29 protein-coding genes and 1 riboswitch are annotated in these 25,565 nt (G+C 67.4%); of the genes, 11 read left to right on the top strand and 18 right to left on the bottom strand.

The genetic code is table 11. From position 1 onward, the window contains the following. Window position 1 precedes the first annotated feature (1 nt). Entirely contained in the window at window positions 2-1,312 is a 1,311-nt protein-coding gene (trmFO, locus tag Q4F19_RS03540; protein ID WP_303539852.1) for a methylenetetrahydrofolate--tRNA-(uracil(54)-C(5))-methyltransferase (FADH(2)-oxidizing) TrmFO, read from the bottom strand. Window positions 1,313-1,366: 54 nt separating this feature from the next. Between trmFO and Q4F19_RS03535 the strand changes: the two genes are divergently transcribed. From Q4F19_RS03535 to Q4F19_RS03525, 3 genes are all read left to right on the top strand, one after another. After that, a complete protein-coding gene (locus Q4F19_RS03535) occupies window positions 1,367-2,131 on the top strand; it encodes an SPFH domain-containing protein (protein WP_303539850.1) in 765 nt (254 codons plus the stop codon). A gap of 51 nt (window positions 2,132-2,182) precedes the next feature. Next, entirely contained in the window at window positions 2,183-2,614 is a 432-nt protein-coding gene (locus Q4F19_RS03530; protein WP_303539848.1) for a DUF488 domain-containing protein, read from the top strand. A 78-nt stretch (window positions 2,615-2,692) separates the two neighbouring features. Continuing rightward, a complete protein-coding gene (locus tag Q4F19_RS03525; RefSeq protein WP_303539846.1) occupies window positions 2,693-3,604 on the top strand; it encodes a 2-hydroxyacid dehydrogenase in 912 nt (303 codons plus the stop codon). Between the two features lie 174 nt (window positions 3,605-3,778). Here the strand turns inward: Q4F19_RS03525 and Q4F19_RS03520 are convergent, their stop codons facing one another. The 4 genes from Q4F19_RS03520 to Q4F19_RS03505 form a co-directional block, all read right to left on the bottom strand. Next, entirely contained in the window at window positions 3,779-4,333 is a 555-nt protein-coding gene (locus Q4F19_RS03520) for a hypothetical protein (RefSeq protein ID WP_303539844.1), read from the bottom strand. Window positions 4,334-4,784: 451 nt separating this feature from the next. Then, on the bottom strand, window positions 4,785-5,876 hold the full coding sequence (arsB, locus tag Q4F19_RS03515) for an ACR3 family arsenite efflux transporter (RefSeq protein WP_303539842.1): 1,092 nt from the start codon (window positions 5,874-5,876) through the stop codon (window positions 4,785-4,787). Between the two features lie 2 nt (window positions 5,877-5,878). Then, window positions 5,879-6,304 carry an arsenate reductase (glutaredoxin) gene (gene arsC, locus Q4F19_RS03510; RefSeq protein ID WP_303539840.1) on the bottom strand — a complete coding sequence of 142 codons (426 nt, stop codon included), beginning with the start codon at window positions 6,302-6,304 and terminating at the stop codon, window positions 5,879-5,881. Window positions 6,305-6,313: 9 nt separating this feature from the next. After that, window positions 6,314-6,643 (bottom strand): ArsR/SmtB family transcription factor, encoded by a 330-nt coding sequence (locus Q4F19_RS03505; RefSeq protein WP_303539837.1) that lies wholly within the window; start codon window positions 6,641-6,643, stop codon window positions 6,314-6,316. A gap of 123 nt (window positions 6,644-6,766) precedes the next feature. Here Q4F19_RS03505 and Q4F19_RS03500 point away from each other — a divergent pair, with 123 nt between their 5' ends. Beyond that, window positions 6,767-7,063 (top strand): type II toxin-antitoxin system TacA family antitoxin, encoded by a 297-nt coding sequence (locus tag Q4F19_RS03500; protein WP_303539835.1) that lies wholly within the window; start codon window positions 6,767-6,769, stop codon window positions 7,061-7,063. A 153-nt stretch (window positions 7,064-7,216) separates the two neighbouring features. Continuing rightward, a complete protein-coding gene (locus tag Q4F19_RS03495; RefSeq protein WP_303539834.1) occupies window positions 7,217-7,711 on the top strand; it encodes a GNAT family N-acetyltransferase in 495 nt (164 codons plus the stop codon). Window positions 7,712-7,774: 63 nt separating this feature from the next. Here Q4F19_RS03495 and Q4F19_RS03490 read toward each other — a convergent pair whose 3' ends face one another. The 7 genes from Q4F19_RS03490 to rbfA all read right to left on the bottom strand — a co-directional run bounded on the left by Q4F19_RS03490 (window position 7,775) and on the right by rbfA (window position 14,203). Next, window positions 7,775-8,446 carry a DUF6680 family protein gene (locus Q4F19_RS03490; RefSeq protein ID WP_303539833.1) on the bottom strand — a complete coding sequence of 224 codons (672 nt, stop codon included), beginning with the start codon at window positions 8,444-8,446 and terminating at the stop codon, window positions 7,775-7,777. Between the two features lie 174 nt (window positions 8,447-8,620). Continuing rightward, window positions 8,621-10,966: a polyribonucleotide nucleotidyltransferase gene (pnp, locus tag Q4F19_RS03485; RefSeq protein ID WP_303539832.1), complete on the bottom strand. Its 2,346-nt coding sequence runs from the start codon at window positions 10,964-10,966 to the stop codon at window positions 8,621-8,623. Window positions 10,967-11,183: 217 nt separating this feature from the next. Continuing rightward, complete coding sequence (gene rpsO / locus Q4F19_RS03480) at window positions 11,184-11,453, bottom strand: 30S ribosomal protein S15 (RefSeq protein WP_303539830.1); 270 nt, start codon at window positions 11,451-11,453, stop codon at window positions 11,184-11,186. Between the two features lie 8 nt (window positions 11,454-11,461). Continuing rightward, window positions 11,462-12,472, bottom strand: coding sequence for a tRNA pseudouridine(55) synthase TruB (truB, locus tag Q4F19_RS03475; RefSeq protein WP_303539827.1), 1,011 nt, complete (start codon window positions 12,470-12,472; stop codon window positions 11,462-11,464). Further along, window positions 12,445-13,011: a GNAT family N-acetyltransferase gene (locus Q4F19_RS03470; protein WP_303539825.1), complete on the bottom strand. Its 567-nt coding sequence runs from the start codon at window positions 13,009-13,011 to the stop codon at window positions 12,445-12,447. The genes truB and Q4F19_RS03470 overlap by 28 nt, the downstream gene beginning before the upstream one ends. Window positions 13,012-13,164: 153 nt before the next feature. Further along, window positions 13,165-13,821, bottom strand: coding sequence for a hypothetical protein (locus Q4F19_RS03465; RefSeq protein WP_303539822.1), 657 nt, complete (start codon window positions 13,819-13,821; stop codon window positions 13,165-13,167). After that, the gene (gene rbfA, locus Q4F19_RS03460; protein WP_303539821.1) at window positions 13,805-14,203 is read right to left on the bottom strand and encodes a 30S ribosome-binding factor RbfA; all 399 of its coding nucleotides are present in this window, start codon (window positions 14,201-14,203) and stop codon (window positions 13,805-13,807) included. Before rbfA ends, Q4F19_RS03465 begins: the two co-directional genes overlap by 17 nt. Before the next feature lie 244 nt (window positions 14,204-14,447). Here rbfA and Q4F19_RS03455 point away from each other — a divergent pair, with 244 nt between their 5' ends. Together Q4F19_RS03455 and Q4F19_RS03450 are read left to right on the top strand one after the other, a co-directional pair. Beyond that, the gene (locus Q4F19_RS03455) at window positions 14,448-15,353 is read left to right on the top strand and encodes a DUF2171 domain-containing protein (protein ID WP_303539819.1); all 906 of its coding nucleotides are present in this window, start codon (window positions 14,448-14,450) and stop codon (window positions 15,351-15,353) included. Window positions 15,354-15,578: 225 nt separating this feature from the next. Further along, a riboswitch (yybP-ykoY riboswitch) is annotated at window positions 15,579-15,727 on the top strand. A 28-nt stretch (window positions 15,728-15,755) separates the two neighbouring features. Continuing rightward, on the top strand, window positions 15,756-16,754 hold the full coding sequence (locus Q4F19_RS03450; protein ID WP_303539817.1) for a sodium:calcium antiporter: 999 nt from the start codon (window positions 15,756-15,758) through the stop codon (window positions 16,752-16,754). A 172-nt stretch (window positions 16,755-16,926) separates the two neighbouring features. On the opposite strand, the gene ypfJ is transcribed toward Q4F19_RS03450, so the two are convergent. After that, window positions 16,927-17,820, bottom strand: a complete 894-nt coding sequence (ypfJ, locus tag Q4F19_RS03445) for a KPN_02809 family neutral zinc metallopeptidase (protein WP_303539814.1) — start codon at window positions 17,818-17,820, stop codon at window positions 16,927-16,929. Between the two features lie 104 nt (window positions 17,821-17,924). Here ypfJ and Q4F19_RS03440 point away from each other — a divergent pair, with 104 nt between their 5' ends. The 3 genes from Q4F19_RS03440 (at window position 17,925) to Q4F19_RS03430 (ending at window position 20,406) form a co-directional block, all read left to right on the top strand. Further along, complete coding sequence (locus tag Q4F19_RS03440) at window positions 17,925-19,055, top strand: patatin-like phospholipase family protein (protein WP_303539812.1); 1,131 nt, start codon at window positions 17,925-17,927, stop codon at window positions 19,053-19,055. Between the two features lie 41 nt (window positions 19,056-19,096). Further along, window positions 19,097-19,699, top strand: a complete 603-nt coding sequence (locus Q4F19_RS03435; protein WP_303539810.1) for a methyltransferase family protein — start codon at window positions 19,097-19,099, stop codon at window positions 19,697-19,699. A 68-nt stretch (window positions 19,700-19,767) separates the two neighbouring features. Further along, window positions 19,768-20,406 carry a DUF4893 domain-containing protein gene (locus Q4F19_RS03430; RefSeq protein ID WP_303539807.1) on the top strand — a complete coding sequence of 213 codons (639 nt, stop codon included), beginning with the start codon at window positions 19,768-19,770 and terminating at the stop codon, window positions 20,404-20,406. Here Q4F19_RS03430 and Q4F19_RS03425 read toward each other — a convergent pair. The 4 genes from Q4F19_RS03425 to Q4F19_RS03410 are packed head-to-tail and all read right to left on the bottom strand — an operon-like array spanning window position 20,381 to window position 24,057. Beyond that, complete coding sequence (locus tag Q4F19_RS03425; protein ID WP_303539805.1) at window positions 20,381-21,259, bottom strand: NAD(P)H-hydrate dehydratase; 879 nt, start codon at window positions 21,257-21,259, stop codon at window positions 20,381-20,383. The genes Q4F19_RS03430 and Q4F19_RS03425 overlap by 26 nt on opposite strands. Next, entirely contained in the window at window positions 21,256-22,023 is a 768-nt protein-coding gene (locus Q4F19_RS03420; RefSeq protein ID WP_303539803.1) for a histidine phosphatase family protein, read from the bottom strand. Before Q4F19_RS03420 ends, Q4F19_RS03425 begins: the two co-directional genes overlap by 4 nt. Continuing rightward, a complete protein-coding gene (locus Q4F19_RS03415; RefSeq protein WP_303539801.1) occupies window positions 22,020-22,970 on the bottom strand; it encodes an aldo/keto reductase in 951 nt (316 codons plus the stop codon). Before Q4F19_RS03415 ends, Q4F19_RS03420 begins: the two co-directional genes overlap by 4 nt. After that, a complete protein-coding gene (locus Q4F19_RS03410; RefSeq protein ID WP_303539798.1) occupies window positions 22,963-24,057 on the bottom strand; it encodes a mannose-1-phosphate guanylyltransferase/mannose-6-phosphate isomerase in 1,095 nt (364 codons plus the stop codon). Before Q4F19_RS03410 ends, Q4F19_RS03415 begins: the two co-directional genes overlap by 8 nt. 198 nt (window positions 24,058-24,255) lie before the next feature. Here Q4F19_RS03410 and Q4F19_RS03405 point away from each other — a divergent pair, with 198 nt between their 5' ends. Beyond that, window positions 24,256-24,909, top strand: a complete 654-nt coding sequence (locus Q4F19_RS03405) for a PEPxxWA-CTERM sorting domain-containing protein (RefSeq protein ID WP_303539797.1) — start codon at window positions 24,256-24,258, stop codon at window positions 24,907-24,909. Window positions 24,910-24,980: 71 nt separating this feature from the next. Here Q4F19_RS03405 and Q4F19_RS03400 read toward each other — a convergent pair whose 3' ends face one another. Next, entirely contained in the window at window positions 24,981-25,559 is a 579-nt protein-coding gene (locus Q4F19_RS03400) for a retropepsin-like aspartic protease family protein (RefSeq protein WP_303539794.1), read from the bottom strand. Between the last annotated feature and the right edge of the window lie 6 nt (window positions 25,560-25,565).

Here is a 25,565-nt window from a genome sequence, read left to right as displayed (position 1 = left end):
TTCAGGCAGCGATCCAGCCCGCGAGCGCTTCGCGCGCGCGCGCCGTGATCAGCGCCTTGCGCTCGGTCTTCTTCGTCTTGCCCGGGATCGGCGGGAAGAGCCCGAAATTGACGTTCATCGGCTGGAACGTCTCCGCCGTCGCGCCGCCCGTCACGTGGCTGAGCAAGGCGCCCAGCGCGGTCTCGATCGGCGGGGATGCGAGTTCGGCGCCGGCGAGCTCGGCGACGGCGAAGCGGCCCGCCATCAGCCCGATCGCGGCGCTCTCGACATAGCCTTCGCAGCCGGTGATCTGGCCGGCGAAGCGGATGTTCGGGCGGCCGCGCAGGCGCAAGGTGCGATCCAGCAGCTTGGGGCTCTGGATGAAGGTGTTGCGGTGGAGCCCGCCCAGCCGCGCGAATTCGGCATGCTGCAGCCCGGGGATCATCCGGAAGATGCGGACCTGCTCGGCATGTTTGAGCTTCGTCTGAAAACCGACGATGTTCCAGAGCGTCCCCAGCGCATTGTCCTGGCGCAGCTGGACGACCGCATAGGGCCAGCGGCCGGTGCGCGGATCGTCGAGGCCGACGGGCTTCATCGGCCCGTAGCGCAGCGTATCCGTGCCGCGATCGGCCATCACCTCGATCGGCATGCAGCCCTCGAAGTACGGCGTGTTCTTCTCCCACTCCTTGAACTCGCCCTTCTCGCCGGTCAGCAAGGCATCGTGGAAGGCGAGATATTCGTCCTTGTTCATCGGGCAGTTGATGTAATCATGCCCGTCGCCCTTATTCCACCGCGACTGGAACCAGGCGGTGTCCATGTCGATGCTCTCGCGGTGGACGATCGGCGCGATCGCATCGAAGAAAGCGAGCGCATCCTCGCCCGTTTCCGCGCGGATCGCCTCGGCCAGCGCGGCGCCGGTCAGCGGACCGGTGGCGAGGATCGCGGGCCCCTCGGGCAGCGCATCGACGCGTTCGCGGACGAGATCGATATTCGGATGCGCCGCGATCGCCTGCGTCACGCCGATCGCGAAGCCGTCGCGATCCACCGCGAGGGCCGATCCGGCGGGGACGCGGTGCGCGTCGGCGGTCTTCAGGATCAGCGAGCCCAGTTCGCGCATCTCGGCATGAAGCAGCCCAACCGCATTGTTGGCGGCATCGTCCGAGCGGAAGCTGTTCGAACAGACGAGCTCGGCGAGGCTATCCGTATGGTGCGCAGGCGTGCCTTCCACGCCGCGCATTTCGGACAGGCGGACCTTGATGCCGGCCTCCGCCAGTTGCCAGGCGGCTTCGGATCCGGCGAGCCCGCCGCCGACGATATGAATCTGGTGCGTCATGGCTGGTGCGCCTAGGACAGGATCGGCGCCAAGCCAAACGAACGGAGCGGATGTATGATGCTGACCGGCGGACTGGCCTTCCTGATCTTCCTGCTCGTCATCGGCTTGCCGACCCTGCTCAAGTCGTTCGGCGTCAACCAGGAATATGAGCGCGCCGTGCTGTTCCGGCTCGGGCGGCTGGGCGAGGCGAAGGGACCAGGCTGGTACTGGCTGATCCCCTGGGTCGATCGCGTCCAGAAGGTCGATCTGCGCACGATCACCTCCGTGCTCGATACGCAGGAGACGGTAACGCGCGACGGCGTGCCGGTGAAGGTCAATGCGGTGCTCTGGTTCCGCGCGAAGGACAGCACGCGCGTCGTGACGACGGTGATCAACTGGCAGGGGGCGGTGGTCCAGGCAGCCGAGACGGCGATGCGCGACGTGATCGGACAGTCCGATCTCGACGGCATGCTGAAGGACCGGATGCTCATCAACGTGAAGCTGCAGGAGATGATGGCCAAGGCCTGCGATCATTGGGGTGTCGTCGTCGACTCGATCGAGCTGAAGGACATGGACATTCCCGAGCAGATGCAGCGCGCGATCGGCCGCGAGGCGGAGGCGATCCGCGAGAAGCGCGCGCGGATTATCAAGGCCGAGGGCGAGCGCGATGCGGCGACGACGCTCGCCGAAGCGGCGGGCATCGTCAGCGGTACGCCCGGTGCGCTCGAAATGCGGCGGCTGCAGGCACTGACCGAGATCGGCGTGGAGCATAACAGCACCATCATCGCGATGATGCCGGTCGAGCTGATCGAGGCGGCCAAGCGCATCGCCGAAAAATAAGGTGCTGTCCGAACGGGATGAAACGGGCGCCAACGTCCTTATCTTCCGCGCATGAAGATCTTCACGATTGGCTATGAACAGGTGACGCAGGCCGAGCTGATCGCGGCTTTGCAGGCGGCGGGCGTGGGCCGCGTGATCGACGTGCGCGCGCTGCCGCTGTCGCGCCGGCCCGGCTTCTCCAAGACCGCGCTGAAGGGCGGGCTGGCGGAGGAAGGGATCGACTATGTCCACCTCCGCGCGCTCGGCACCCCCGCCGAAGGGCGCGAGGCGGCGCGCAAGGGGCGGCACGACGATCTCGCGCGCATCTATGCCGGGCAGCTCGAACTGCCCGAGGCGATCGCGCAGGCGGCGATGATGCGCGATCTCGCGGCCGAGAAGCCCAGCGCCTTGCTCTGCTACGAGCGCGAGCCGGCAGGGTGTCACCGCTCGCTGCTGCTGGATGCGGTGGCGGGCGATGCTGAGGTTGTGAACCTGTTCGCCTGACGGTCCGTTCGTCCGACTGGCGGCGCGGATCGGCTTGTCCCCCTGTCCGCCGCCCGCCTTGCCCCATAGGGAACCTGCATGACCGACACCTCTCCCGTGCTGATGCTGATGAAACGCCCCGATCTGTTCGGGCTCGAGGGCCTCGGCGAGCGATATTCGCTGCAGTCCGAGCCCGGCCCCGGCATCGCGGTCGCGCTGACGGGCGGGAACGAGGGGATCGATGCGGCGACGATCGACGCCTGCCCAGATCTGAAGCTGATCGCGGTCTGCGCGGTCGGCTATGACAAGGTCGATGTCGAATATGCCAAGGCGCGCGGCATCGCCGTGACCAACACGCCCGACGTGCTGACCGACGACGTCGCCGATCTCGCGCTGGCGCTGATGCTGAGCGTGTTCCGCAAGATCCCGCACTATGACCAGTATGTGCGGGAGGGGCGCTGGGCGAGCGAGGGCACGCCGGGCCTGTCGCGCAGCCTGACCGGGCGCAGGATCGGCATCCTCGGGCTCGGGCGGATCGGGCTCGCGATCGCCGAGCGGGTGCGGCCGATCGCGGGCGAGATCGCCTATCATTCGCGCTCGCCGAAGGCCGGCGCCGAGTGGCGCTACGAGGCGGATCCGGTCGCGCTGGCACAGTGGGCCGAGGTGCTCGTCGTTGCGGTCGCGGGCGGCGGGGGCACGAAGGGGCTGGTCGGCAAGGCGGTGATCGAGGCGCTGGGGCCGGAGGGCGTGCTGATCAACATCGCCCGCGGCTCGGTGGTCGACGAGGAGGCGCTGGTCGAAGCGCTCGTGTCGGGCAAGCTCGGCGGGGCGGGGCTGGATGTGTTCGCGGACGAGCCCCACGTACCCGAGGCTTTGTTCGGGCTGGAGAGCGTCGTGCTGCTGCCGCACCAGGGGAGCGCGACGCGCGAGACGCGGGCGCAGATGGCGAAGCTCGCGATCGACAATATCGAGGCATATCTTGGCGGAAAGCCGCTGCTGACGCCCGTCTGAGCGCCGCAATATTTGCGAAATCCGGCGGCAATCCGCGCTTGGGAAGAGCGTCTTGCCCGCTTGCGGGTGCGGATGCGCGCAGGGTCGGGCGCGTGTGACGGGTTGCACCCCGTCGGCCTACCGGGTTGGCTCCCGGGCCCCGCACGGCCTCCCCGCCGGCGGGAAGGCCAAGCTCTACGCGACCGCGTTGATCAGCACGGACGAGGCGGTGCTGCCCGACGCGGTGCTGCTGCCGCTGGACGTGTACGGCGAGGTCGATGTCATCGAATCCTCGAGCTTCTGCAGGAAGGCGATCATCTGCTCGATCGCCGACTTGGTCGAATCGGTGCTGCCGGTCGAAGTCGTCGCGGTCGTGGTGGGATCGTCGTCGCTGTCGTCGGGCGAAGGCGGCGGCGGGCCATGCGGACCATGCGCCCCCTTCATCGATCCCGCGGCATTCGCGAAGACCTGCTTCAGCTCGGTCGCCTGATCGTCGGTCAGCTTGCCGTCGGCAACCTCATTGTCGATCAGCGAATCCATCTTGGTCTTCATTCCGCCCGGCGTGACGCCCGCGGACGGCGGGCCGGACGATTTCATCGCGGCATCGATATCGTCGAGCGCGCCGGACAACGCGCTCTGATCGGTGGACTTCACCGTGCCGGCCGAGACGGCGGATTGCAGCGCGAGCTTCATCCGATCGCTGGGCGACATCATCGAGGCCGCGGACATGCTTCCGGAAATGGAGGTCATGACCTGTACTCCTGGGCAGGATTGCCCGGAAAAAGCCTGCGCCAAGATGGTTAGCGAAGATTTACCATGATTTCGGTCCGTCGCGTTTTTCGGCGCGGAAGTTCACGAAGTTCACGCCACGTCCCCCCCGGAAACGGCGTTTGCGGGGGCGGGGCGGGTGCGCGGAAGTTGACAAAGTTGACACTACGTCACCCCCCGACCCCGCTCTCCGGGGCCCGCCGCGCAAAAGCGAGTCACACTGAGTCACGCTTGTACGCGCGCGGGCGCGACGCGCGCCCGTACGTGCGAGCGCGCACGCATACGCAGGCGTACCCGCGAGGGCGCGTGGCGGGAGGGGCATGGCCGAGCGGGGGAAGATCATGGCGTCCGGCTCCAGATGAAACAGCGGACACACCAGCTCTCACACGAAATCCTACATTGCAAATGGTAAAAGGGAGGGTCGCCGTCGAACCTATCTGGAGCGCGGCTGCGCCCCGGCCTCGTACCAGCCGCGCGTGCGCTTCACGATGCCGACGACGGTGAGCATCACCGGCACCTCGACCAGCACGCCGACGACCGTGGCCAGCGCCGCGCCCGAATGGAGGCCGAACAGGGAGATGGCGGCGGCGACGGCGAGCTCGAAGAAGTTGGACGCGCCGATGAGCGCGGCAGGGGCGGCGACGCACCAGGCGACGCCGAGGCGGCGCGAGAGCAGATAGGCGATGCCCGCGTTCAGATAGACCTGCAGCAGGATCGGCACGGCGATGAGCGCGATGACGAGCGGCTGACGGACGATCTGCGCGCCCTGGAAGCCGAACAGCAGGATCAGCGTCGCGAGCAGAGCGACGAGCGAGACCGGGCCGAGCGCGGCGAGCAGGCGATCGAGCGCGGCCTGCCCGCCCGTGGACAGGATCGCGCGGCGCAGCAGCTGCGCGAGCGCGACCGGAACAAGGATGTAGAGGCCGACCGAGAGCAGAAGCGTCGCCCAAGGCACCGCGACCGAGGCGACGCCGAGCAGCAGGGCGACGAGCGGCGCGAACAGGACGATCATCAGCGCGTCGTTCAGCGCGACCTGCGTCAGCGTGAAGGACGGATCGCCCTCGCACAGATTGGACCAGACGAAGACCATCGCCGTGCAGGGCGCGGCGGCGAGCAGGATCAGCCCGGCTATGTAGGACGGCGCCTGGCCCGCGGGCAGCAACGGCAGGAACAGCCAGCCGAGGAACAGCGTGCCGAGCAGCGCCATCGAGAAGGGCTTCACCGCCCAATTGACGAACAGGGTGACGCCGACGCCGCGCCAGTGGCGGCGGACCGCGCCCAAGGCCGCGAAATCGATCTTGAGCAGCATCGGCACGATCATCAGCCAGATGAGGACGGCGACGACGAGATTGACGCGCGCGACCTCGGCCGCGGCGATCGCGGCGAAGGCACCGGGCGCGATCTGGCCGAGCGCGATGCCGGCGAGGATGCAGAGCGCGACCCAGAGCGTGAGCCAGCGCTCGAACAGGTTCATGATCGGGCGGGGTTCGGGAGCTTTGGCGGGGGCTGGGGCGAGGGTGGCCATGTTCAGATCACTGTCCGGCCGGAGGCATCGACGACCAGGGCGCCATCCTCCTTGGCGAAGGCCCCGCGCTGGGGGGCGGGAAGGAGGTCGAGCACCGCCTCGGACGGGCGGCACAGTCTCACGCCGAGCGGCGAGACGACGAGCGGGCGATTGATGAGGATCGGGTGCGCGAGCATCGCATCGATCAGCGCCTCCTCGGGGAGGCTCTCGTCGGCCAGCCCGAGCGCGGCGAAGGGCGTGTCCTTCTCGCGCAGCAGGGCGCGGGGCGTGAGGCCGGCGCGCGCGATCAATTGGACGAGCAGGGCGCGCGCGGGCGGGGTCTTCAGATACTCGATGATGTGCGGCTCGATCCCGGCATTGCGGATCAGGGCGAGCGTGTTGCGCGAGGTGGCGCAGGCCGGATTGTGGTAGAGGATGATGTCGGTCATTCGGAGCTCTCAGCAGCAGGCGAGATCGGCGAGCAGGGGGTCGCACAGTTCGGCGCGGCCCTCGCAGCAATCCCTGGCGAGGAAGGTCATCAGCGCGCGCAGCCGATCGAGATCGGCGCGCTGGACCTGCTGCCGCCCGCTCTTGCGCGCGACGACGAGCCCGGCCTTGGCGAGGACGGCGAGGTGCGTGGAGAAGGTGCTCTGCGTGAGCCCGCTCGCGGCGACGAGCGCGCCGGTCGGCAGGCCGTCAGGCTCGTGGCGGACGAGCAGGCGGAAGGCATCGAGCCGGGTGGGGTGCGCGAGCGCGGCGAGGGTGGCGAGAGCGTCGTCTTGCGTCATGCATCGGGATTAGCCGATGGTTGAACGAGGCGCAAGATGGATCGGGAAATGCCGATCCAATACGCAGCGTATTGACGTTGTGGATACGGTATCGCATCTTGGTGGGCAACGGAGGACGGTTCGATGCGGGAAGACCTGGGTCTGGCGGGACGGAGCGATCCCAAGGGCAGCATCAATCTGCGGATCGAGGCGCAGACGCGCCGGATCATAGACGAGGCGGCGGCGGTCCTCGGCAAGACGCGCACCGAATTCATGATCGACAGCGCGCGCGCGCAGGCGATCGACGTGCTGCTGGATCAGCGCCTGTTCGTGTTGAGCGACGTCCAGCATGCGGCGTTCGTCGATGCGCTCGACAATCCGCCCGCGCCCGGCCCCAAGCTGCGCGCGCTGCTGGCGCGGAAGCCCGCGTGGCAGGGCTGAGGCGCGACGCGGGAAGCCTCATAGTGCCGACCCTTTTGTCCGTTCGTGCTGAGCCTGCCGAAGCACTGTCCTTCTTGCGCGCAAGGCAGAACAGCCCTTCGACAAGCTCAGGGCGAACGGGGGTGGGGGGCCGCGTCGGTGCTGGGGTCGCGCATGACGCTATCCGCGCCGCTCCCCCTCACGGCGGCGCATGACCTGTCCGCCTTCGACTGCGGCGAGCCCGCGCTTGATATTTGGCTGAAGCAGCGCGCGCTGAAGAATGAGAGCCGCTTCTCCCGCACCTATGTGGTCTGCGAGGGGGCGGTGGTGGCCGGTTTTTATTGCATTTCGGCCGGCGCGGTGGAGCGCGCGGCAGCGCCTGGTGCGCTGCGCCGCAATGCGCCGGAGGCGATCCCCGTCGCGGTCATCGGGCGACTGGCGGTGAGCCGGGCTTATGCCGGCCGCGGGCTGGGCGCGGACCTGCTGGCCGATGCGCTGCGCCGGATCGCCGCCGCCGCGCAGAGCATCGGCATCAGGGCCGTGCTCGTGCAGGCGAAGGATGAGAGGGCGCGAGGCTTCTATCTGGCCTGTGCGGAGTTTATCGAATTTCCGGAGGATAGTCGGGTGCTGTTCCTGCCGATCGAGACGATAAATGCGACGTCTCGATAGACTACGCGAATTGCTTTCGGGCGCATCCGCGCAGGTGTATATCACTGCGATGTGTAATATTGATTATTCCATATCTGGCGAAGACTCGCCGCTTACCTTTACGGCGCGCTCGCCCATGAGCCACTCTGTAGCAAGCGCATTAAGTGTGCTTTGTCTTTCAGAAAATTCAGGATCTGACGGAAATTCTTTAACAGACATCGGAAGACTGATCTCGCCAGCGAACATTCGTACGATACCCCGACGGATGGCGGCATGTTCTAGCTCGGTTGTTACTAATCCTTCTGGATGATAAACACGTTTGATATCGGATTCATTAAAATTGTAGCCGAGAAGATTGGCAATTTTACGAAGCATTGCAACGAGGGCATTGCCGCGAGCTATCGAACCGGCATCGGAGTTCATCGACGTATCGTTAAGTAGATCCATGTACGATTGCCAATCGTCGGTGATCGCCCTCAGCCGTGGCTTGTCCGGTCCATAAAAATCTACTGGAACGGCGTTCAGTGCTTCAACGTGTTGAGGCGAAATACGGGTCGCTCTAGTGGCCATCAAGGTCCGGAATATAGTGAGACGACGATCTTTGACCGCCTTGCTGCGCTCAAGCCATTTTTGTGCTTGGATCGCGAGTATAGGGCCTAACAGCGTAGCTAAGATGATCGCGAGATCCGAAAGACTAAAGATGAAATGAGATGTTGCTGGCGCTGCCACCGCGACCACTGCGTTCGTTGAGACCATTGGCTCCTCCAATCCGAGGATCCTATCAGTGCTATCGTCTCATGGCCAATACATCGAAGTCGAGGATCAAGAGCGTATCAACGTTGCGGCGCTTAACTGCGTCTCAGCAATCGAAGCACACCAACAAAAAGGGGGCCTTTCGGCCCCCTTTCCGTTTCAGCTCTGAGCGCTAGATCAATCGTCGTCGCGGTTCAGGAAGGCCGGGGCGAAGGGGGCCGGGGCCTCGTCACCGCCGGCGCTCGGCTCGCGCCGCGGGCCGCGGTCGCCGCCTTCACGACGGGGACCACGATCGCCGCCTTCGCGACGCGGGCCACGATCGCCACCGCCGCCCGGGCCGCCTTCGCGACGACGGTCGCCGCGCGGACGATCACCACGATCGGGACGGTCGCCGCCCTCGCGCGGCTCGCGTGCGGGGCGCGTGTCCTCCAGCTCGGTGCCGGTCTCCTGATCGACGACGCGCATCGACAGGCGGACCTTGCCGCGGCCGTCGATCTCGAGAACCTTGACCTTGACCTCCTGGCCTTCGGTCAGGACGTCGGAGACCTTGGCGACGCGCTCGTTCTTGATTTCCGAGATGTGGACGAGGCCGTCCTTGCCCGGCATGAACGTGACGAAGGCACCGAAATCGACCATGCTGGCGACCTTGCCGGTATAGACCTTGCCGACCTCGGCCTCCATCGTGATGCCTTCGATCCACTTGCGGGCCGCGGCGATCTTCTCCGGATCCGACGACGAGATCTTGACGGTGCCGTCATCCTCGATGTCGACCTTGGCGCCGGTGGTCGCGACGATCTCGCGGATCACCTTGCCGCCCGTGCCGATCACATCGCGGATCTTGTCCTTGGGAACGGACATCGTCTCGATGCGCGGGGCATGCGCGGAGAGCTCGCCGACGCCGGTGAGCGCCTTGGCCATCTCTTCCAGGATGTGCGCGCGGCCTTCCTTGGCCTGGGCGAGCGCGGCCTTCATGATCTCCTCGGTGATGCCGGCGATCTTGATGTCCATCTGCATCGTGGTGATGCCCTCGGACGTGCCGGCGACCTTGAAGTCCATGTCGCCGAGATGATCCTCGTCGCCGAGGATGTCGGACAGGACCGCGAAGTTCTTGCCTTCGAGGATCAGGCCCATCGCGATGCCCGAGACCGGGCGCTTGAGCGGCACGCCGGCATCCATCATCGACAGCGAACCGCCGCAGACCGTGGCCATCGACGAGGAGCCGTTGCTCTCGGTGATGTCGGACAGGACGCGCACCGTGTAGGGGAATTCCTCCACGCTCGGCAGGACCGGGTGCAGAGCGCGCCAGGCGAGCTTGCCGTGGCCGACTTCGCGACGCCCGGGAGCGCCGAAGCGGCCGACTTCACCGACCGAATAAGGCGGGAAGTTGTAGTGGAGCATGAAGCGCTCGTACGACAGGCCCGACAGGCCATCGATCATCTGCTCGGCATCCTTGGTGCCGAGCGTAGTCGAGCAGATGGACTGCGTCTCGCCGCGCGTGAACAGGGCCGAGCCGTGTGCGCGCGGCAGGAAGTGGACCATCGCCTCGATCGGACGGATCTGGGTGGTGGTGCGGCCATCGATGCGGCTGCCGTCCTTCAGGATGGCGGTGCGGACGATCTCGGCTTCCAGCTTCTTCATGAGCTTGCCGGCGGCCATCTGGTCCTGCGGGGCGGCATCGGCGAAGGCGGTCTTGCCCTTGGCGCGCGCCTCGTTGAGCAGGCCCGAACGCTTGGACTTGTCGGTCACCTTGTAGGCGGCGGCGATGTCCTTGCCGATCAGCTTCTTGAGCTTGTCCTTGGCGGCCGAGAGATCGGCCTGAGCGGCCATTTCCCACGGATCCTTGGCGGCCTTCTCGGCGAGATCGATGATCGCGTTGACGGCCTCGCGGCACGCCTTGTGCGCGAACTGGACCGCGCCGAGCATGACGTCTTCCGAAAGCTCCTTGGCTTCGGATTCGACCATCATCACGGCATTGCCGGTGGCGGCGACGACGAGATCGAGATCGCCCGCCTTGATCTGCTCCTGGGTCGGGTTGAGGATATACTCACCCTCGATATAGCCGACGCGCGCGGCGCCGATCGGGCCCATGAACGGCACGCCGGAGATGGTGAGCGCGGCCGAGGCGGCGACCATCGCCAGCACGTCCGGCTCATTCTCGCCGTCATAGCTGAGAACCTGGCAGATGACGTTGATCTCGTTGTAGAAACCCTCGGGGAAGAGGGGGCGGATCGGACGATCGATGAGCCGGCTGGTCAGCGTCTCCTTCTCGGTCGCGCCGCGCTCGCGCTTGAAGAAGCCGCCGGGGATGCGCCCGGCCGCGCTATACTTTTCCTGATAGTGGACGGTGAGCGGGAAGAAATCCTGCCCTTCCTTGACGGAGCGCGCGGCGGTGACCGCGCAGAGGACCACGGTCTCGCCGAGCGTCGCGAGCACCGCGCCGTCGGCCTGGCGGGCGACGCGGCCCGTTTCCAGGGTCAGCGTCTTGCCGCCCCACTGGACTTCCGTCTTCTTGATATCGAACATTCTGTTTCCTTCACTCCCGACGCCCAATGCGCCGGGGGCCTATGGCGAACCCCGATGATTTGCGGGGTTCTGTCGGGCAGCCGGCCCGTGCGGTGCGGGACTATGATGCCCCTTCGGACGCAGGCCTTATTGCCCTTGTCCCGGTCTTGGTCGCCGTCCCGGTCTTAGCCCGGAACGGCGGCAGATATGAGAAGGGCGCCCGCAGGCGCCCTTCGGATTACTTGCGGAGGCCGAGCTTGCCGATGAGGGCAGTGTAGCGGGCGGCGTCCTTCTTCTTGAGATAATCGAGCAGGCTGCGGCGGTTGTTCACCATCATCAGCAGACCGCGGCGCGAGTGATTGTCCTTCGCGTGGGTCTTGAAATGCTCGGTCAGGTTGATGATCCGCTCGGTCAGGATCGCGACCTGGACTTCCGGCGACCCGGTGTCGCCCTCGGTCTGGCCATGTTCCTTGATGACTTCGGCTTTGCGCACGGCGGTGATCGTCATGTGTTCATTCACTCCGACATCAGATTGAAGCCGCGCACCACCTTGATGTCTTCGCCAACCTCGACGAGCGCTATGGGCAGTGCGCCCTGCATCGCGAGGTTGAGACCCGGTGGTGCTGCGTGACCGGCAAGCCGGCGTCCCTGGCGGAGCGCGATGGCCTGATCGGGGGAGACGGCGAGAACCGGGATGTCGTCCAGTCCGGCCGTCAGCGGCAGGAGCAGCTCCTGCAGCGCCGCTCCTCTAGCGGCCTCCTCCAATTTGTCCAGCGATATCGAGTCCGCGAGCGCGAAGGGGCCGGCCTTCGTGCGGCGGAGCATCGTCACATGGCCGACCGTGCCGAGCGCGAGCGCGATGTCGCGCGCGAGGGAGCGGATATAGGTGCCCTTGGAGACGTGCGCGGAGAGGGTGATGCTTTCCCGATCCTCCCCGAGACGGGGAGGGGGACCATGCGCAGCATGGTGGAGGGGGTTCTCCGCTGGCGATACGGAAGGTTGTGAGCCCCCTCCACCGGCTTCGCCGGTCCCCCTCCCCGTGCCGGGGAGGATCGTGAGGGCATGCACCGTCACATGCCGCGTCGCCAGGACGACCTCTTCGCCGGCGCGTGCCAGCGCGTAGGCGCGCTTGCCGTCGACCTTCAGCGCCGAATAAGCGGGCGGCACCTGATCGATCGGGCCGGTAAACACCGGCAGCACCGCCTCGACCTGTGCCAAAGTCGGCCGCACGTCGCTTTCGGCGACCACCTCGCCCTCGGCATCCAGCGTCGAGGTCTGGGCGCCGAAGCGGATCGTGAAATCGTAGATCTTGTCGCTGTCGAGCATGCGCCCGGCGAGCTTGGTCGCCTCGCCGATCGCGATCGGGAGCACACCGGTCGCGAGCGGATCGAGCGTCCCGCCATGGCCGACGCGCGCCTTGGGATGGCCCGCCTGGCGCAGCGCGCGCTTGACCGCAGAGACGCCCTGCGTGGAGCCCAGGCCCAGCGGCTTGTCGAGGATCAGCCAGCCGTGGAGGGGTTCGGCCATTCGCTCGCCAATATCGAGAAGACGCAGGTGTCGCGGACATGGCCCGTCCAGGTCGCGCGCTCCTGGCGGAGTACGCCATCGAGCACGCCGCCGACCTTGCGAATCGCGGCGCAGGAGCGCGTGTTGCGGCTGTCGGCACGCAGCTCGACGCGGCGGATGCCGGAGGCGAAGGCGTGATCGATCATCAGCCGCTTGAGCCGGCCGTTGAGCCCGGTGCCGCGCGCGGCGGGGCGGATATAGGAGTTGCCGATCTCGACCGTCTGATAGGCGATCATCGTCAGGATATAGCCGGTCATGCCGACGAGGGCATCGCCGTCATGGATCACGAAGATGATCCGGTCGGGGCGCGCGAGCATGATATCGAAGGCGGCGTCGAACCCGTCCAAGCCGAAATTGACCGGATAGATCTCCCAGATCGCCACATCCTCGGCGCAGACCGCGCGCAGGCCTTCGCGATGATCCGCGGACAGCGGCACGAGGCGGATGCCGTCCCGGGAGGGAGGGCTTTTGAGAAGCGAAGCGGTGGGTGGTGTCATCATTTAGAGCCGTTCGCGCTGAGCCGGTCGAAGTGCCGCTCTACCGTTCGAGCGAAGGAAGGACAGTGTTTCGACAAGCTCAGCACGAACGGATTTCAGGGGAGCTGCACGAACGGTTTCTGGTCAATATCAGGAGCAAGGGATCGAGCGTCGCGCTCAATACATCCAGCTCCCCCACTGGGCGGTGACCTTCCAGTCATTGCCCTGCGGCTCGAGCGCGTAAAGCGTGCCCCAGTGATAGACGCGTACCGCGACGAACGCGATCTTGTCGCTGCGCTTGACGCCCGACAGCACGAACTGGGCGGTGCAGCCGACCGAGACATCCTTGCCCGGCCACCAGCGCGCATGGACGTTCTTTGGCACCCAGCTGTCCTTGATCATCGCGACGTGCGTCTGCACCGCGGCCTCCGAGATGGCGAAGGCCTGGCCGTCGATCAAAGAGCGCTGGTCGCGCGGCAGCATGTCGCGGCGGACGGGCGGCTCGGGGATGTCGGCGCGACGCTCGGCGGCGACATCCTCGCGCAACTGCTGCTGCGTCGGCATGGCGGGCGGGCGGAACGGCGTCGGCGGATACCATTCGAGCGCATAATAACGCTCGAGCCGCCCGCGCCGCGCGACGCGATACTGGACGAGCGGGCTGCCATAGGTGATCCGCTCGACGCAGAGCGGCTTGCCGTCCGAGGCGAGCATGCCAAGCACGGCGCGCACGATCTTGCCGTCCGTATCCGGTTCGCTCGGCTTGCTGGTGCCGCACGCCGACAAAGCGAGCGGCAGCATCATGAGAGTGGCGGCGCGCTTAAGCATCGTCGTCATCAAGGTCCCGCTTCACGATCGGAGAATTGAGCAAAGCATCGATACGCGCGCCTTCGTCGAAGCTCTCGTCGAGTTCGAAGCGCAGTTTCGCGGCATATTTGAGATTGATCGACTTGGCGATCTCGCTCTGCAGATAGGCGGTATTGGTGCGCAGCGCTTTTAGTACGATCGCCTCCTCGCGGCCGAGCATCGGCTTCACGAACACCATCGCGTGGCGCAGATCGGGCGACATCCGCACCTCGGTAACCGATACCGGATGCGCGCTCAGCACGTCGTCATGCACGTCACCGCGCATCAGGATCTCGGCCAGTTTGTGCCGCACCTGCTCGCCGACGCGGAGCAGGCGTACCGAGCGGCCCTCGCCAGTTGGGTTCGTACGCATGGCCGCCTCCCTAGAGGTGCCCGCCCGGAATGGCGAGGGGCGCGAGCAAGCTCGTTACAGTGCGATACGAAAAGCCATTGCGGCTGGTTCCTTCGCGGTCACACGATCGGCTCGTTTCACCGCAGCGAGGGGCGCATCCGCCGCGCCGGGCAGGAACCCGCTTAAGGCTCCGTCGGTTTATCTTCCCACGGCGCCGGCCCGCAGAGACCGACGCTCTTTCTGGAGAGAAAAGCAGGAGGATCGAATGGCTTACGAGCGTGACAACCGCTTCGGCGGCACAAACGACGATCGCGGCCGCGACTATGCGCGCGATGCCGAACGCAATCGCAGCTACGGCGCTCACGGGCGCGGCGGACAGCCCCGCAACGACCAGACCGGTCCGCGCTTCAGCGATCGCGGCGACGCTGGTCGCGGCGATTATGGGCGCGATCCGCGCGGCTATGACTATCAGGATCGCGGCTTCTTCGATCGCGCCGGCGACGAGGTCCGCTCGTGGTTCGGCGACGAGGAGGCCGAGCGCCGCCGCCGCTTCGACGAGCGTTACGACAATCGTGCGGACTCGCGCTATCGCGACAGCGATCGCTTCGCGCCCTACGGCTCGGGCTATGCCGGGCCGAGCTATGGCGGCGATATCGGCGGCGGATATTCGGCCGGCGATTACGGGCCGACGCGTGGTGCAGGCAATGATCGCAGCGATAGCGGCCGCGATCCCGGCTACCATTCATGGCGCAGCCGCCAGGTCCAGCAGCTCGATCAGGACTACGACGAGTATCGCCGCGAGCATCAGCAGAAGTTCGACAGCGAATTCCACAGCTGGCGCCAGACGCGGCAGAGCCAGCGCGATCTGCTCGGCAAGGTGCAGGAGCATCAGGAGGTGCTCGGCTCGGACGGCCAGCATGTCGGCACCGTCGATCATGTCCGCGGCGACCGGATCAAGCTGACCAAGACCGACCAGGATGCGCGCGGGCATCATCATTCGATCCCGTCGTCATGGCTCCAATCAGTGGAAGACACGATCACGATCAGCAAAACCGCGGACCAGGCCAAGGCGCATTGGCGCGACGAGGATCGCAATGCGGGCGGCCTGTTCGGCGGACAGGACGAGGATCGCTCGACCAATCTCAACCGGAGCTTTTCGGGCACCTATTGAGGCCCGGGCGACGGATTACGGAGAGGGGCCCGGTGGCGACGCCGGGCCTTTTTCTTTGTGCTTTTACCGATCCGTTCGTTTCGAGCGGAGATCGAGCCCGGTCGAGATCGCAGTCGAGAATGTGCGACGGAGTTCTCGACGGGCGCATCTCGACAAGCTCGATGCTGCTCGAACCCAACGGGCAGGAGTCAGACCGCCGCCTCTTGACCCCAATGTTGACGCGCGCCAAAACAGCCTCCTTCCTTGGGGAGTAGCCGCCCGACGATACGGGGCGCGCGTCAACACAATCGGGTTCGCCCGTGGCGCGTGCGGCATGTGCTTGGCGAGACCATGGATCGGCGGACGCTCGGGGCCGGGCGGCGGCCGGTTCATGCGCGTCGCCGCCGGCCCCGGGAGTCTCCAGTGCCCAGCCTGATAGTACCGATCATCCTGCTGATCGGCTCCGCAATCGTCATCTATCTGTCGTGCGAGTTTTTCGTGAACGGCGTCGAGTGGGTCGGGCGGCGCCTGGCGGTCGGCACGCAGGCGACGGGCAGCGTACTCGCCGCATTCGGCACCGCCTTGCCGGAGAGCGTGGTGACGTTGGTCGCGGTCGCGTTCGGCGCGACGGCGGCGTCGAAGGAACTGGGGGTCGGCGCGGCGCTGGGCGGGCCGCTCGCGCTCTCGACGATCGCTTATGCGACGGTCGGTATCGTGCTGCTGATCACGCGCCAGCGCTTTCCGCTCACCGCCGAGGTGCGCGGCGATTTCCGCGGGCTGCGCGACGATCAGGCGTGGTTCCTCGTGCTGTTCGCGCTGAAGATCGCGCTGGGGCTGGTGCTTTTCTCGCTGAAGGCCTGGACCGGGCTGCTCTTCCTCGCCGCCTACGGCATCTATGTGCTGCGCGAGATGCGCGGCGAAAGCAGCCTGGGCGAGGAGGAGATGGAGCCGCTCCGCCTCCAGCCCAAGGCGCCCGAGCCGCACACCGCGATGGCGCTGCTGCAGACGGGGATCGCGCTCGTCGTTATCTTCCTCGCCTCGCGTACTTTCGTCGGCCAGCTCGGAGTCATCGGCCCGGCGCTGGGCCTCAAGCCGCAGCTGACCGCCTTGCTGCTGAGCCCGATCGCGACCGAGCTGCCCGAGACGATGAACGCGATCATCTGGGTGCGGCAGGGCAAATATCGGCTCGCGCTCGCCAATATCTCGGGCGCGATGATGATCCAGGCGACCGTGCCGACGGCGTTCGGCCTGTTCTTCACGCCCTGGCTGCTGGGGCACGAGCTGCTGATCTCGGCGGGGGTGACCGCGGCGGCGATCCTGACGATGCTCGTCTGCTTCTCGCGCGGGGTCGTCTCGCGGCGGCTGCTGGCGGGGATGGGACTGTTCTACGTGGCCTTCGTGGGGCTGTTGCTGGCGGTGTGACCGACGCTCCGCGAATGCGGTGAAAAGATTGAATCACGCGGAGACGCGGAGACGCGGAGACGCGGAGAGAAGAAGACAACGGGGATGGCTGCGCCGCTTTTCTTCTCTCTGCGTCTCCGCGTCTCCGCGTGGAAATCTTCTTTCTAAAGCTCCAGTCCCAGCGGACAGGGATCTACCGGTCGATCGAGCCCGTGAACGTGTCGCACTGGGCGGGATCGCCGCTGTCGAGGCCGCGCTTGAGCCAGGCCATGCGCTCGGCGGAAGTGCCGTGGGTGAAGCTGTCGGGCATCGGCGTGCGGCCGGCCGACTTCTGGAGCGTGTCGTCGCCGATGGCATTGGCGGCGCGCAGGCCCTCCTCGATGTCGCCGGGCTCGAGCCGGTCGCGATTGTTGGCGGCCCAGACGCCCGCATAGCAATCGGCCTGCAGCTCCATCTTGACCTGGAGCGCATTGCCCGCGGCTTCGTCGCCTGCCTGCTGGCCGGCGCGGACCTTGTCGGCGATGCCGGTCAGGTTCTGGACGTGATGGCCGACTTCGTGCGCGATGACATAGGCCTCGGCGAAGTCGCCGGCGGCCTTGAAGCGGTTGGTGAGCTCGTCGAAGAAGCCGGTGTCGAGATAGACCTTCTTGTCGGTCGGGCAGTAGAAGGGGCCCATCGCCGATTGCGCGGCGCCGCAGCCCGATGAGCCGCTGCCATTGTAGAAGCTCAGGATCGTCGGCGAATATTGCGCGCCGCGGGCCTGGAAGAGCTTGGCCCACGTATCCTCGGTGCTGGCAAGGACGCGGCACGAGAAGGTGTGCGCCGGATCGGCCGAGCAGACCTGCGCCGCGCTCTTCTGCTCCACGCGCGCCTGCTGCGGCGCGCCGCCGCCGCCGAGCAGCGACAAGGGGTTCATCCCGAACAGCATCATGCCGATGACGAGCACGACGATGCCGCCGATGCCGAAGCGGCTCGCGATCAGCCCGAAGATCAGGCCGAGGCCACCACCGCCGCCGCCGAAACCGCCGCCGCCCCCGCCGCTCTGCTGCTCGACATTGTCGCTATCCCTGTAATCGTCGAGCCGCATCGTGGAGTTCCTGACCTAATCGTTACGGGCTGAATGCGTCGCTTGCCCGTGCGGTTGCATGCTTCGCGCTTCACGGCCGATTTCGCCTGGTTTAACGCGGGCTCATGGCTGAAGCTGACCCCAATCTCCGCTCGCTCCCGCTCCCCGACAAAGTCGCGCTCGTCCTCCAGGGCGGGGGCGCGCTCGGCTCGTTCCAGATCGGCGTGTTCGAGGCGCTGGAGGAACGCGGCATCGCGCTCGATTGGGTCGCGGGCATCTCGATCGGCGCGATCAATAGCGCGCTGATCGCGGGCAATCCGCCGGGCCAGCGGATGCAGGCGCTGGAGGCCTTCTGGGCCGAGACCTCGTCGAGCCAGCCGAGCTTTCCGCTGATCACGGGCGAGCAGGGGCGCGAGATGCTCCACGAATATTCGGCGGCGGTGGTGGCGACGACGGGCGTGCCCGGCATGTTCGCGCCGCGCTGGGTGCCGCCCGCCTTCGCGGTGCCGGGATCGGACGGCGCGCTCAGCCTCTACGATACGTCGCCGCTGCGCCGCACGCTCGATCGGCTCGTCGACTGGGACCTGCTCAATTCCGGGCCGGTGCGGCTGTCGGTCGGCGCGGTCGAGGTCGAGTCGGGCAATTTCTGCTTCTTCGACACGACCGAGACGCGGATCGACGCGCGCCACATCATGGCCTCGGGCGCGCTGCCGCCTGGGCTGCCGCCGGTCGAGATCGACGGCAAATGGTGGTGGGACGGGGGCCTCGTGTCGAACACGCCGCTGACGCACATATTGGATCATCAGGACGAGGACATGCTCGTCTTCCAGGTCGATCTGTTCCCGGCCGCAAATCCGGTGCGGCCGAAGACGATCACCGACGTCGTCGCGCGCGCCAAGGAGATCCAGTTCTCCAGCCGGACGCGGCAGGTGACCGACATGATGCTCAAGCTGCGCGGCGAGCGCGAGGTCATCCGCAACGTGCTCGCCAAGCTGCCGGCGGCGATGAAGGACGACCCCGACGTGATGAAGCTCGATGCGCTCGCCAACGAGCGCGCGCTGAGCCTCGTCCAGCTCATCTACCGTGCCAATGCGTGGGAGGGCGGATCGCGCGACTATGAATTCTCGGCGCGGACGATGCGCGAGCATTGGCTCGCCGGCCGCGCCGCGGTGGCCGAAACGATGACCAAGTCGTCGCTGCTCGCGCGCAACATCCTCGACGGCAAGACCGCCGCCTTCGATCTCGTCCCGGGCTAGGCGGCTTGCCAGGCGTGGTGCTCGTGTAATACACGCGCATCATGTGGCTCGCCTCGATTTTCGGGATTTGGACGCTGTGGGGCATCGTCTGGCTCGCGCTCGGCCTGTGGGCGAACCGGACCGACGTTGCCGTGCCCGCCCGGCGACAGGCGGTCTATCGGACGATCAACATCCTCGCCTTCGCGCTGATGTTCGCGGACGGCATCTATCGGCGCACGCCGCAGGGCCTGCGATGGACTCCGTTCCTGCCGCGGCTGTGGCATGTGCCGCCGTCGCTCGGCTGGCTGCTCGCCTTGCTGGCATTGGGCGGCATGATCCTCGCCATCTGGTCGCGGCTCACGCTCGGCAAGCTCTGGTCGGCCGCGGTCACGCGCAAGGAGGGGCATCGGATCATCGACAGCGGGCCCTATGCGCTGGTCCGCCACCCGATCTACACCGCCTTGCTGATGGGATCGGCGGCGATCGGGCTGGGCAAAGGCACGCCGACCGCGCTTGCCGGCTTCGCGCTGATGATCCTCGGCTACTCGATCAAGGCGCGGCTGGAGGAGCGCTTTCTTGCCGAGGAACTGGGAGCGGGGGCCTATGCCGCCTATCGCCGCCGCGTGCCGATGCTCGTGCCGTTCGCGCCGCCCGCGCGGGGCTGAGCGCGAAAGTCTCTGCGCCGTGCTGGGAAGGCCATTGTAAAGACACGCATCCCGGCTAGTCTGCGGTCGTGCGAGCCACACATCTTCTCGCTTTCGTCGCCTCGCTCCCGCTCGTCGCAAGCGTCGCATGGGCGGCGAAGCGTCCTCCCAGCCCGACCGCGTGGCGCCTCGTCATCACCGAGGCGGACCGCAGCCGGCTGCGCAACTGGCGCGACGCCTGGGTGCTCGGGCTCGATCAGGCGCGGGCAGCGGGGCAAAGCGCGGCGATCGCGGACGAGGGCGCGCTGCTCGATCCGGACGCGGGGCTCGAGAATCCGATCCTGCCCGACGGCGATTATGAGTGCCGGACGATCAAGATCGGGCGCAAGGCCGCGACCGGATCGGCCTTCAGCGTCTATCCCGCCGCGACCTGCCGGGTCGGCGCGGGGCGCTTCATCAAGCTCGATGGCCCTCAGCGGCCGAGCGGGACGCTGTGGCCGTTCGATCCGACGCGGCTGATCTTCCTCGGCGCGATGGCGCTGGGGGACGAGCCGCGCGCGCTGGACTACGGGCGCGATCATGATCGCGACGTGATCGGCCTCGTCGAACGGATCGGGCCGCATCGCTGGCGGCTGGTGCTGCCGCAGCCGATCTGGGAATCGCAGACCGACGTGATCGAGCTGCTCCCCAAGACGAACGCGGTCACACCGCCAGGGGGCGGCGGATAAGGTCTCGGATCAGCGGCAATATCTCGCGCGCAAGGAAGCCCGGCGCGCCCAGCCTGCGGCCGGCCTCGCCGTGCACCCACGTGCCCCACGCGGCGGCCCGGAACGGATCGGCGCCGCGCGCGAGCAGGCCCAAGATGATGCCGACGCCGACATCGCCCGAGCCGCCCGTCGCCAGCCCCACGCCGCCGCCCGGATAGTGAAGCAGCCGGCCATCGGGCGCGGCGATCCACGTCTCGGTCGAGCGCAAGGCGACGATCGCATCGAAGCGGCGTGCCGCATCGATCGTGGCGCCGGCACAATCGCGCATCACATCCTCCAGATGGCGGCCGGTCAGCGCGGCCATCTCGCCGGGATGCGGGGTCAGGACGACATGCCCCGGATGGCCGGCGATGCGCTCGCCGAGCGGATCGGCGCAGGCGCAGGCGGCGGCATCGAGCAGGAAGGGCATGTCGGGCGCGGCGGCGATCAGCGCCTCCACGAGCCGCGCGGCGCTCGCGCGATCGCCCATGCCGGGGCCGATCGCGATCGCATCGGTGCGCACCGCGCTATCGGCGAGCAGATCGGCGGCATCGGCATCGATCGCGCCCGTGCCGTCGACCGCGAGCGGGATATAGCCGGCCTCCGGCAGCGCGGTGGCGATGGACGGGACCATCGCCGCGGCGACGCCGATCCGGACGCGGCCGCAACCGGCGCGCAGCGCGGCCTCTGCGGTCAGCATCGGCGCGGCGGGCGAGCTCGGGCTGCCGCCGACGATCAGCGCCTGGCCGCGCTGGCTCTTGTCGACGACGCCGTCGAAATCGGGGAGCGGATTTGCCGCCAGCCAGGCGACGTCGAGGGTGGTGAGTTCGCTCATCCGCGCGCGGCGACGGGCTGATCGGGCGCGGCGGTGACGGCGGTATGCTCCTCGTCCATCGGCGCCGTCACGTTGTAGCGCGCGAGAACGAGGTTGCCGTAGCGGCCCGCGGCGGGATCGAAGCGATATTTGGTGACCGAGCAATTGGCGACGTCGCCCTCGGCATCGATCGCGAGAATGGTCTGCTCGCTCATATTCTCGATGATGTAGCGCAGGCACAGCACGACGACCTGGTGCGCGACGATCATCACCGGCCGGCCCGCATAATGGAGCGAGACCGTGTCCATCAGCGAGCGCAGCCGCAGGATCACGTCGGCCCAGCTCTCGCCGCCGGGCGGGCGGTGGTAGAATTTGCCGAGCATCCGCCGGAATTCGGCCTGCTGCGGCTCCTGCTTCTCGACGCCCAGGGTGGTGAGCCCGTCGAGGATGCCGAACTCCTTCTCGCGCAGGCGCTCGTCCATGCACAGCGGCACGTCGGCATCGGTCGTGCCGCCGGCGGCGCGGAAATGCTCGGCGGTCGCCTCGGCACGGACATAAGGCGAGACGAGCAGCACTTCGGGGCGCTCGCCCGTCGGGCTGGCGGCGAACCAGCGGCCGAGCGCCTCGGCCTGCTCCTGCCCAAGCGGACTGAGCGGGATATCGACATCGCGGCCAGCCAGCGCGATCCGCTCATGCCCCTCGGCGTGCGCGGCATCGCGCGCGACATTGCCCGCGCTCTGGCCGTGGCGGACGAGCCAGAGGATCGTCGGCCAGCGCTGGGTCATGCGCTCGCCGCGTCCAGCCGCTCGATCTGATCGGCGGTCAGGCGGATCGCCATCGAATAGAGGAGTTCGGGCAGCTGATCGATGCGGCTCGCGCTGGCGATCGGCGCGACGACGGCCGGCCGGGCGGCAAGCCAGGCGAGCGCGATCGTCGCAACGGCCGCGTCCTGCTCGGCCGCGACCGCATCGAGCGCGGCGAGCACGCGGCGGCCGCGATCGTCGAGATATTTGGTCGCGCCGGCGCCCCGGCCGCCGCTCTTCGCGGCATCGCTTGCGTCGCGATACTTGCCGGTCAGGAAGCCGCTGGCGAGCGCGTAATAGGGCACGACGCCGATATTCTCGGCGACGCACAGATCCTGCAGCGCGCCTTCGAAGCCGCGCTCCACCAGATTATAATGCGGCTCCAGCACCGTGTAGCGCGCGAGGCCGTCCGCATCGCTCGCGGCGAGCGCGGAGGCGAGCCGGTCGGCGGTGAAGTTGGAGGCGCCGATCGCGCGCACCTTGCCCGCGCCGACGAGCGCGTCGAGCGCGCCCAGCGCTTCGGCCTGCGGCACGCTCTCATCGTCCTTATGCGCGAAATAGAGATCGATATAATCGGTGCCGAGGCGCCGGAGCGAGGCTTCGGCGGCCGCGGCGATATGCTTGGGATCGAGCCCCTTACCGTCGGGCCCGTCGAGCATCCCCATCTTGGTCGCGATCAGCACGTCGTCGCGCCGACCGCGCGCCTTCAGCCATTCGCCGATGATCGTCTCGCTCTCGCCGCCGGCATTGCCGGGCACCCAGGCCGAATAGACGTCGGCGGTGTCGATCAGCATCCCGCCGCCGGCGACAAAGGCGTCGAGAATGTCGAAGCTCGTCCGGCGGTCGGCGGTCCAGCCGAAGACGTTGCCGCCGAGCATCAGCGGCGCGGTGACGAGCCCGCTCGCGCCGAGCGCGCGCCGCTCAGGCATCGAGCAGATCCTTCGCGACCGTGGTGAAGCGATCGAGCGTGACGTGGCCGTCGCGCTTCAATTGCTCGATCGCGCGCTTCACGTCCTGACTGGAGCCGCGCGGCAGGATGAGCACCGCATCGCCCGTCGCGATCACGATCAGATCGTGGATGCCGACCGCGGCGACGAGCGGGCCGTCGGTGCGGATCAGGCAGCCCGATGTGTCGATCGCGACGACTTCGCCATGATGCGCATTGTTGGCGGCGTCGCGCGGGGCGATCGCGTGGAGCGCGTCCCAGCTGCCGAGATCGGACCAGCCCATGTCGACGGGCACGACCGCGACGCGATCGACCTTCTCCATCACCGCATAATCGACCGATTCGCTGGGCGAGGCGCCGAAGGCGTGCGGATCGGGATAGATGCGGCCGCCTTCGCGCCGCGCCTTGTCCATGCCCTCGGTCGCGGCCGCGAGCATCGCCGGCTCCAGCCGCCCGAGCGCGCCCAGGTAAGAGGCGGCGGTGAACAGGAAGATGCCGCCGTTCCAGCTGTACGTCCCCGCGGCGAGATAGGATCGGGCGGTCTCGATATCGGGCTTCTCGACGAAGCGCTCGACCTTGTTGACGCCGGGGGCGAGCTCGTCGCCGCGGCAGATATAGCCATAGCCGGTCTCGGGCGCGTCGGGGGTGATGCCGAACGTCGCGAACCAGCCCTGCGTGCAGAGCGGCTCCGCGGCGGCGACGGCGGTCATGAACGCGTCGACATCGTCGATCACATGGTCGCTCGGCATCACGAGCAGCAGGTCGGACGGCTGGGCGGCGAGCGCGGCGAGCGCGATGGCGGGCGCGGTGTTGCGCGCGGCGGGCTCCAGGACGATCGCCGCATCGGTGATGCCGATCTGCGCGAGCTGGCTCTCGATCTCGTCGGCATGCGCGGCGTTGGCGACGATGATCGGGCTGGCGAAACCGGAGCGCTCCATCGTGCGCCGCGCGGTGAGCTGCAGCATCGTTTCCGCACCGGTCAGAGACAGCAACTGCTTGGGACGCTCCGCGCGCGACATCGGCCACAGCCGCGTTCCCGACCCGCCCGAAAGGATGACGGGTATGATCATGCTGAAATTCTCCCGGTAACTATCTTCGCGTGGCGCGGACGCGCCGGAGCAACAACGTTAAAGCCGCGCGCCTGTTGCACAAGGGCCGCCACGACGCCGCGAAACTAAGGATGACTAGCCGTGTTTACAAATTTTGAGTATGATATCGCTAGCCATGATCTATGTTTGACGGTGGCTGTGTAAAAGGACGCTTGGGGAATGGCTGACACGATACCGATGCTGCGACGCGAACAGCGCCGCCATCTGCTGATGAACGGCTGGCTCATCGCCGGCTTCATCGTCGTGGGCACGGCCGTGACCAACGAGCGCGGCATCTTCCGCCCGGTCGGTTTCGACGGTCTTTCCGCTACCGCGCGCGCCTTCATCGCGATGGCCTCGCCCGCCGGGATCGGTCCGCGCCTGCGCGATGTCCGCTCGGTTTCCGCGCTCGATCCGTTCGAGGTGACCGCGCCGTCGCGCGACGTCCGCCGCCGCCTGATCGACGCGATCGACTGGATGCCGGGCGAGGGCGAGGATCCGACGCAGACGCCGCTGAGCTTCGGCAATGGCGCTCCGCCGATCACCGTGGCCGATGCCGGCAATGACGGGCAGCCCGCCCCCGGCCAGCAGGCGTTCGCGGCGCCGCCCTCGACGCTGGGCGTCACGAACCCGACGATTCCCGAGCAGGATACGGTGCTGCCGCCGGGCCTGGATACGGGCGCGGTGCCCGAGCCTGCGACCTGGGCGATGCTGATCCTGGGCTTCGGTCTGGTCGGCGGGCTGCTGCGCTCGGTCGAGCAGCGCCGCCGCATGACGGCGCAGCCGGTCACGCGGCGTCGCCGCGGCCAGCGTTCCGGACAGATTGCCGGCTGAACGGATCGCCGCCGGAAAACGGCGGCGACCGATCTTCGATATTTGAAAACGGACCGACCGGGTGCGCCTGGTCAGTCGAGCGAGGTCGCGCGATCGAATTCCATGCGATCGCCGTCGATCCGCATGGCGCCGAGCTTCGAGAGCAGGTTCTGCCCGAGCAGCGAGACGCCGGGGCCGCCATTGACGACCGCTGCGGTGACACCGCGCACATCCTGACCCGCGACGCGGACATGGCCGAGCTTGGTCCACGCCATCGGCCGGTTGCCGCCCGCCGTCGCCATTCGCGCGTTATAACGGCCGGCCCGGGGAGCCGCGCCGACCGCGCGCGCGTCCGCCGCGCTCAACACGACGACGCTCGCGCCGGTATCGACCAGAAAGCGCACCGGCTGACCGTTGACCGTCGCGCGGACGTAGAACAGTCCGTCACTCGATCGCGCGATGTGGCGGCTGCCGCGCTCCTCGGGCTCGATCACCAGCGCCTCGTTGGCGTCGGTGACCTCCACCTCCCGCGCCATCGCGGCCTGCGTGCGCGCCTGCGCGCGCTCGGCCAGATCCGGCGTATGCGGGAAGACGGACGGGGGCTCGCTCGCATAATAGCCGCCGGCAAAGGCAGCTAGGGCGATTGGAACGGAAAGCACTTGATACATCATGCGACG

This window comes from Sphingomonas natans (genome assembly GCF_030546695.1).
Taxonomy (GTDB): Bacteria; Pseudomonadota; Alphaproteobacteria; order Sphingomonadales; family Sphingomonadaceae; genus Sphingomonas_I; species Sphingomonas_I natans.
Note: the sequence above shows the minus strand (reverse complement) of the source record. Positions and strands in the feature narration are given on the sequence as shown.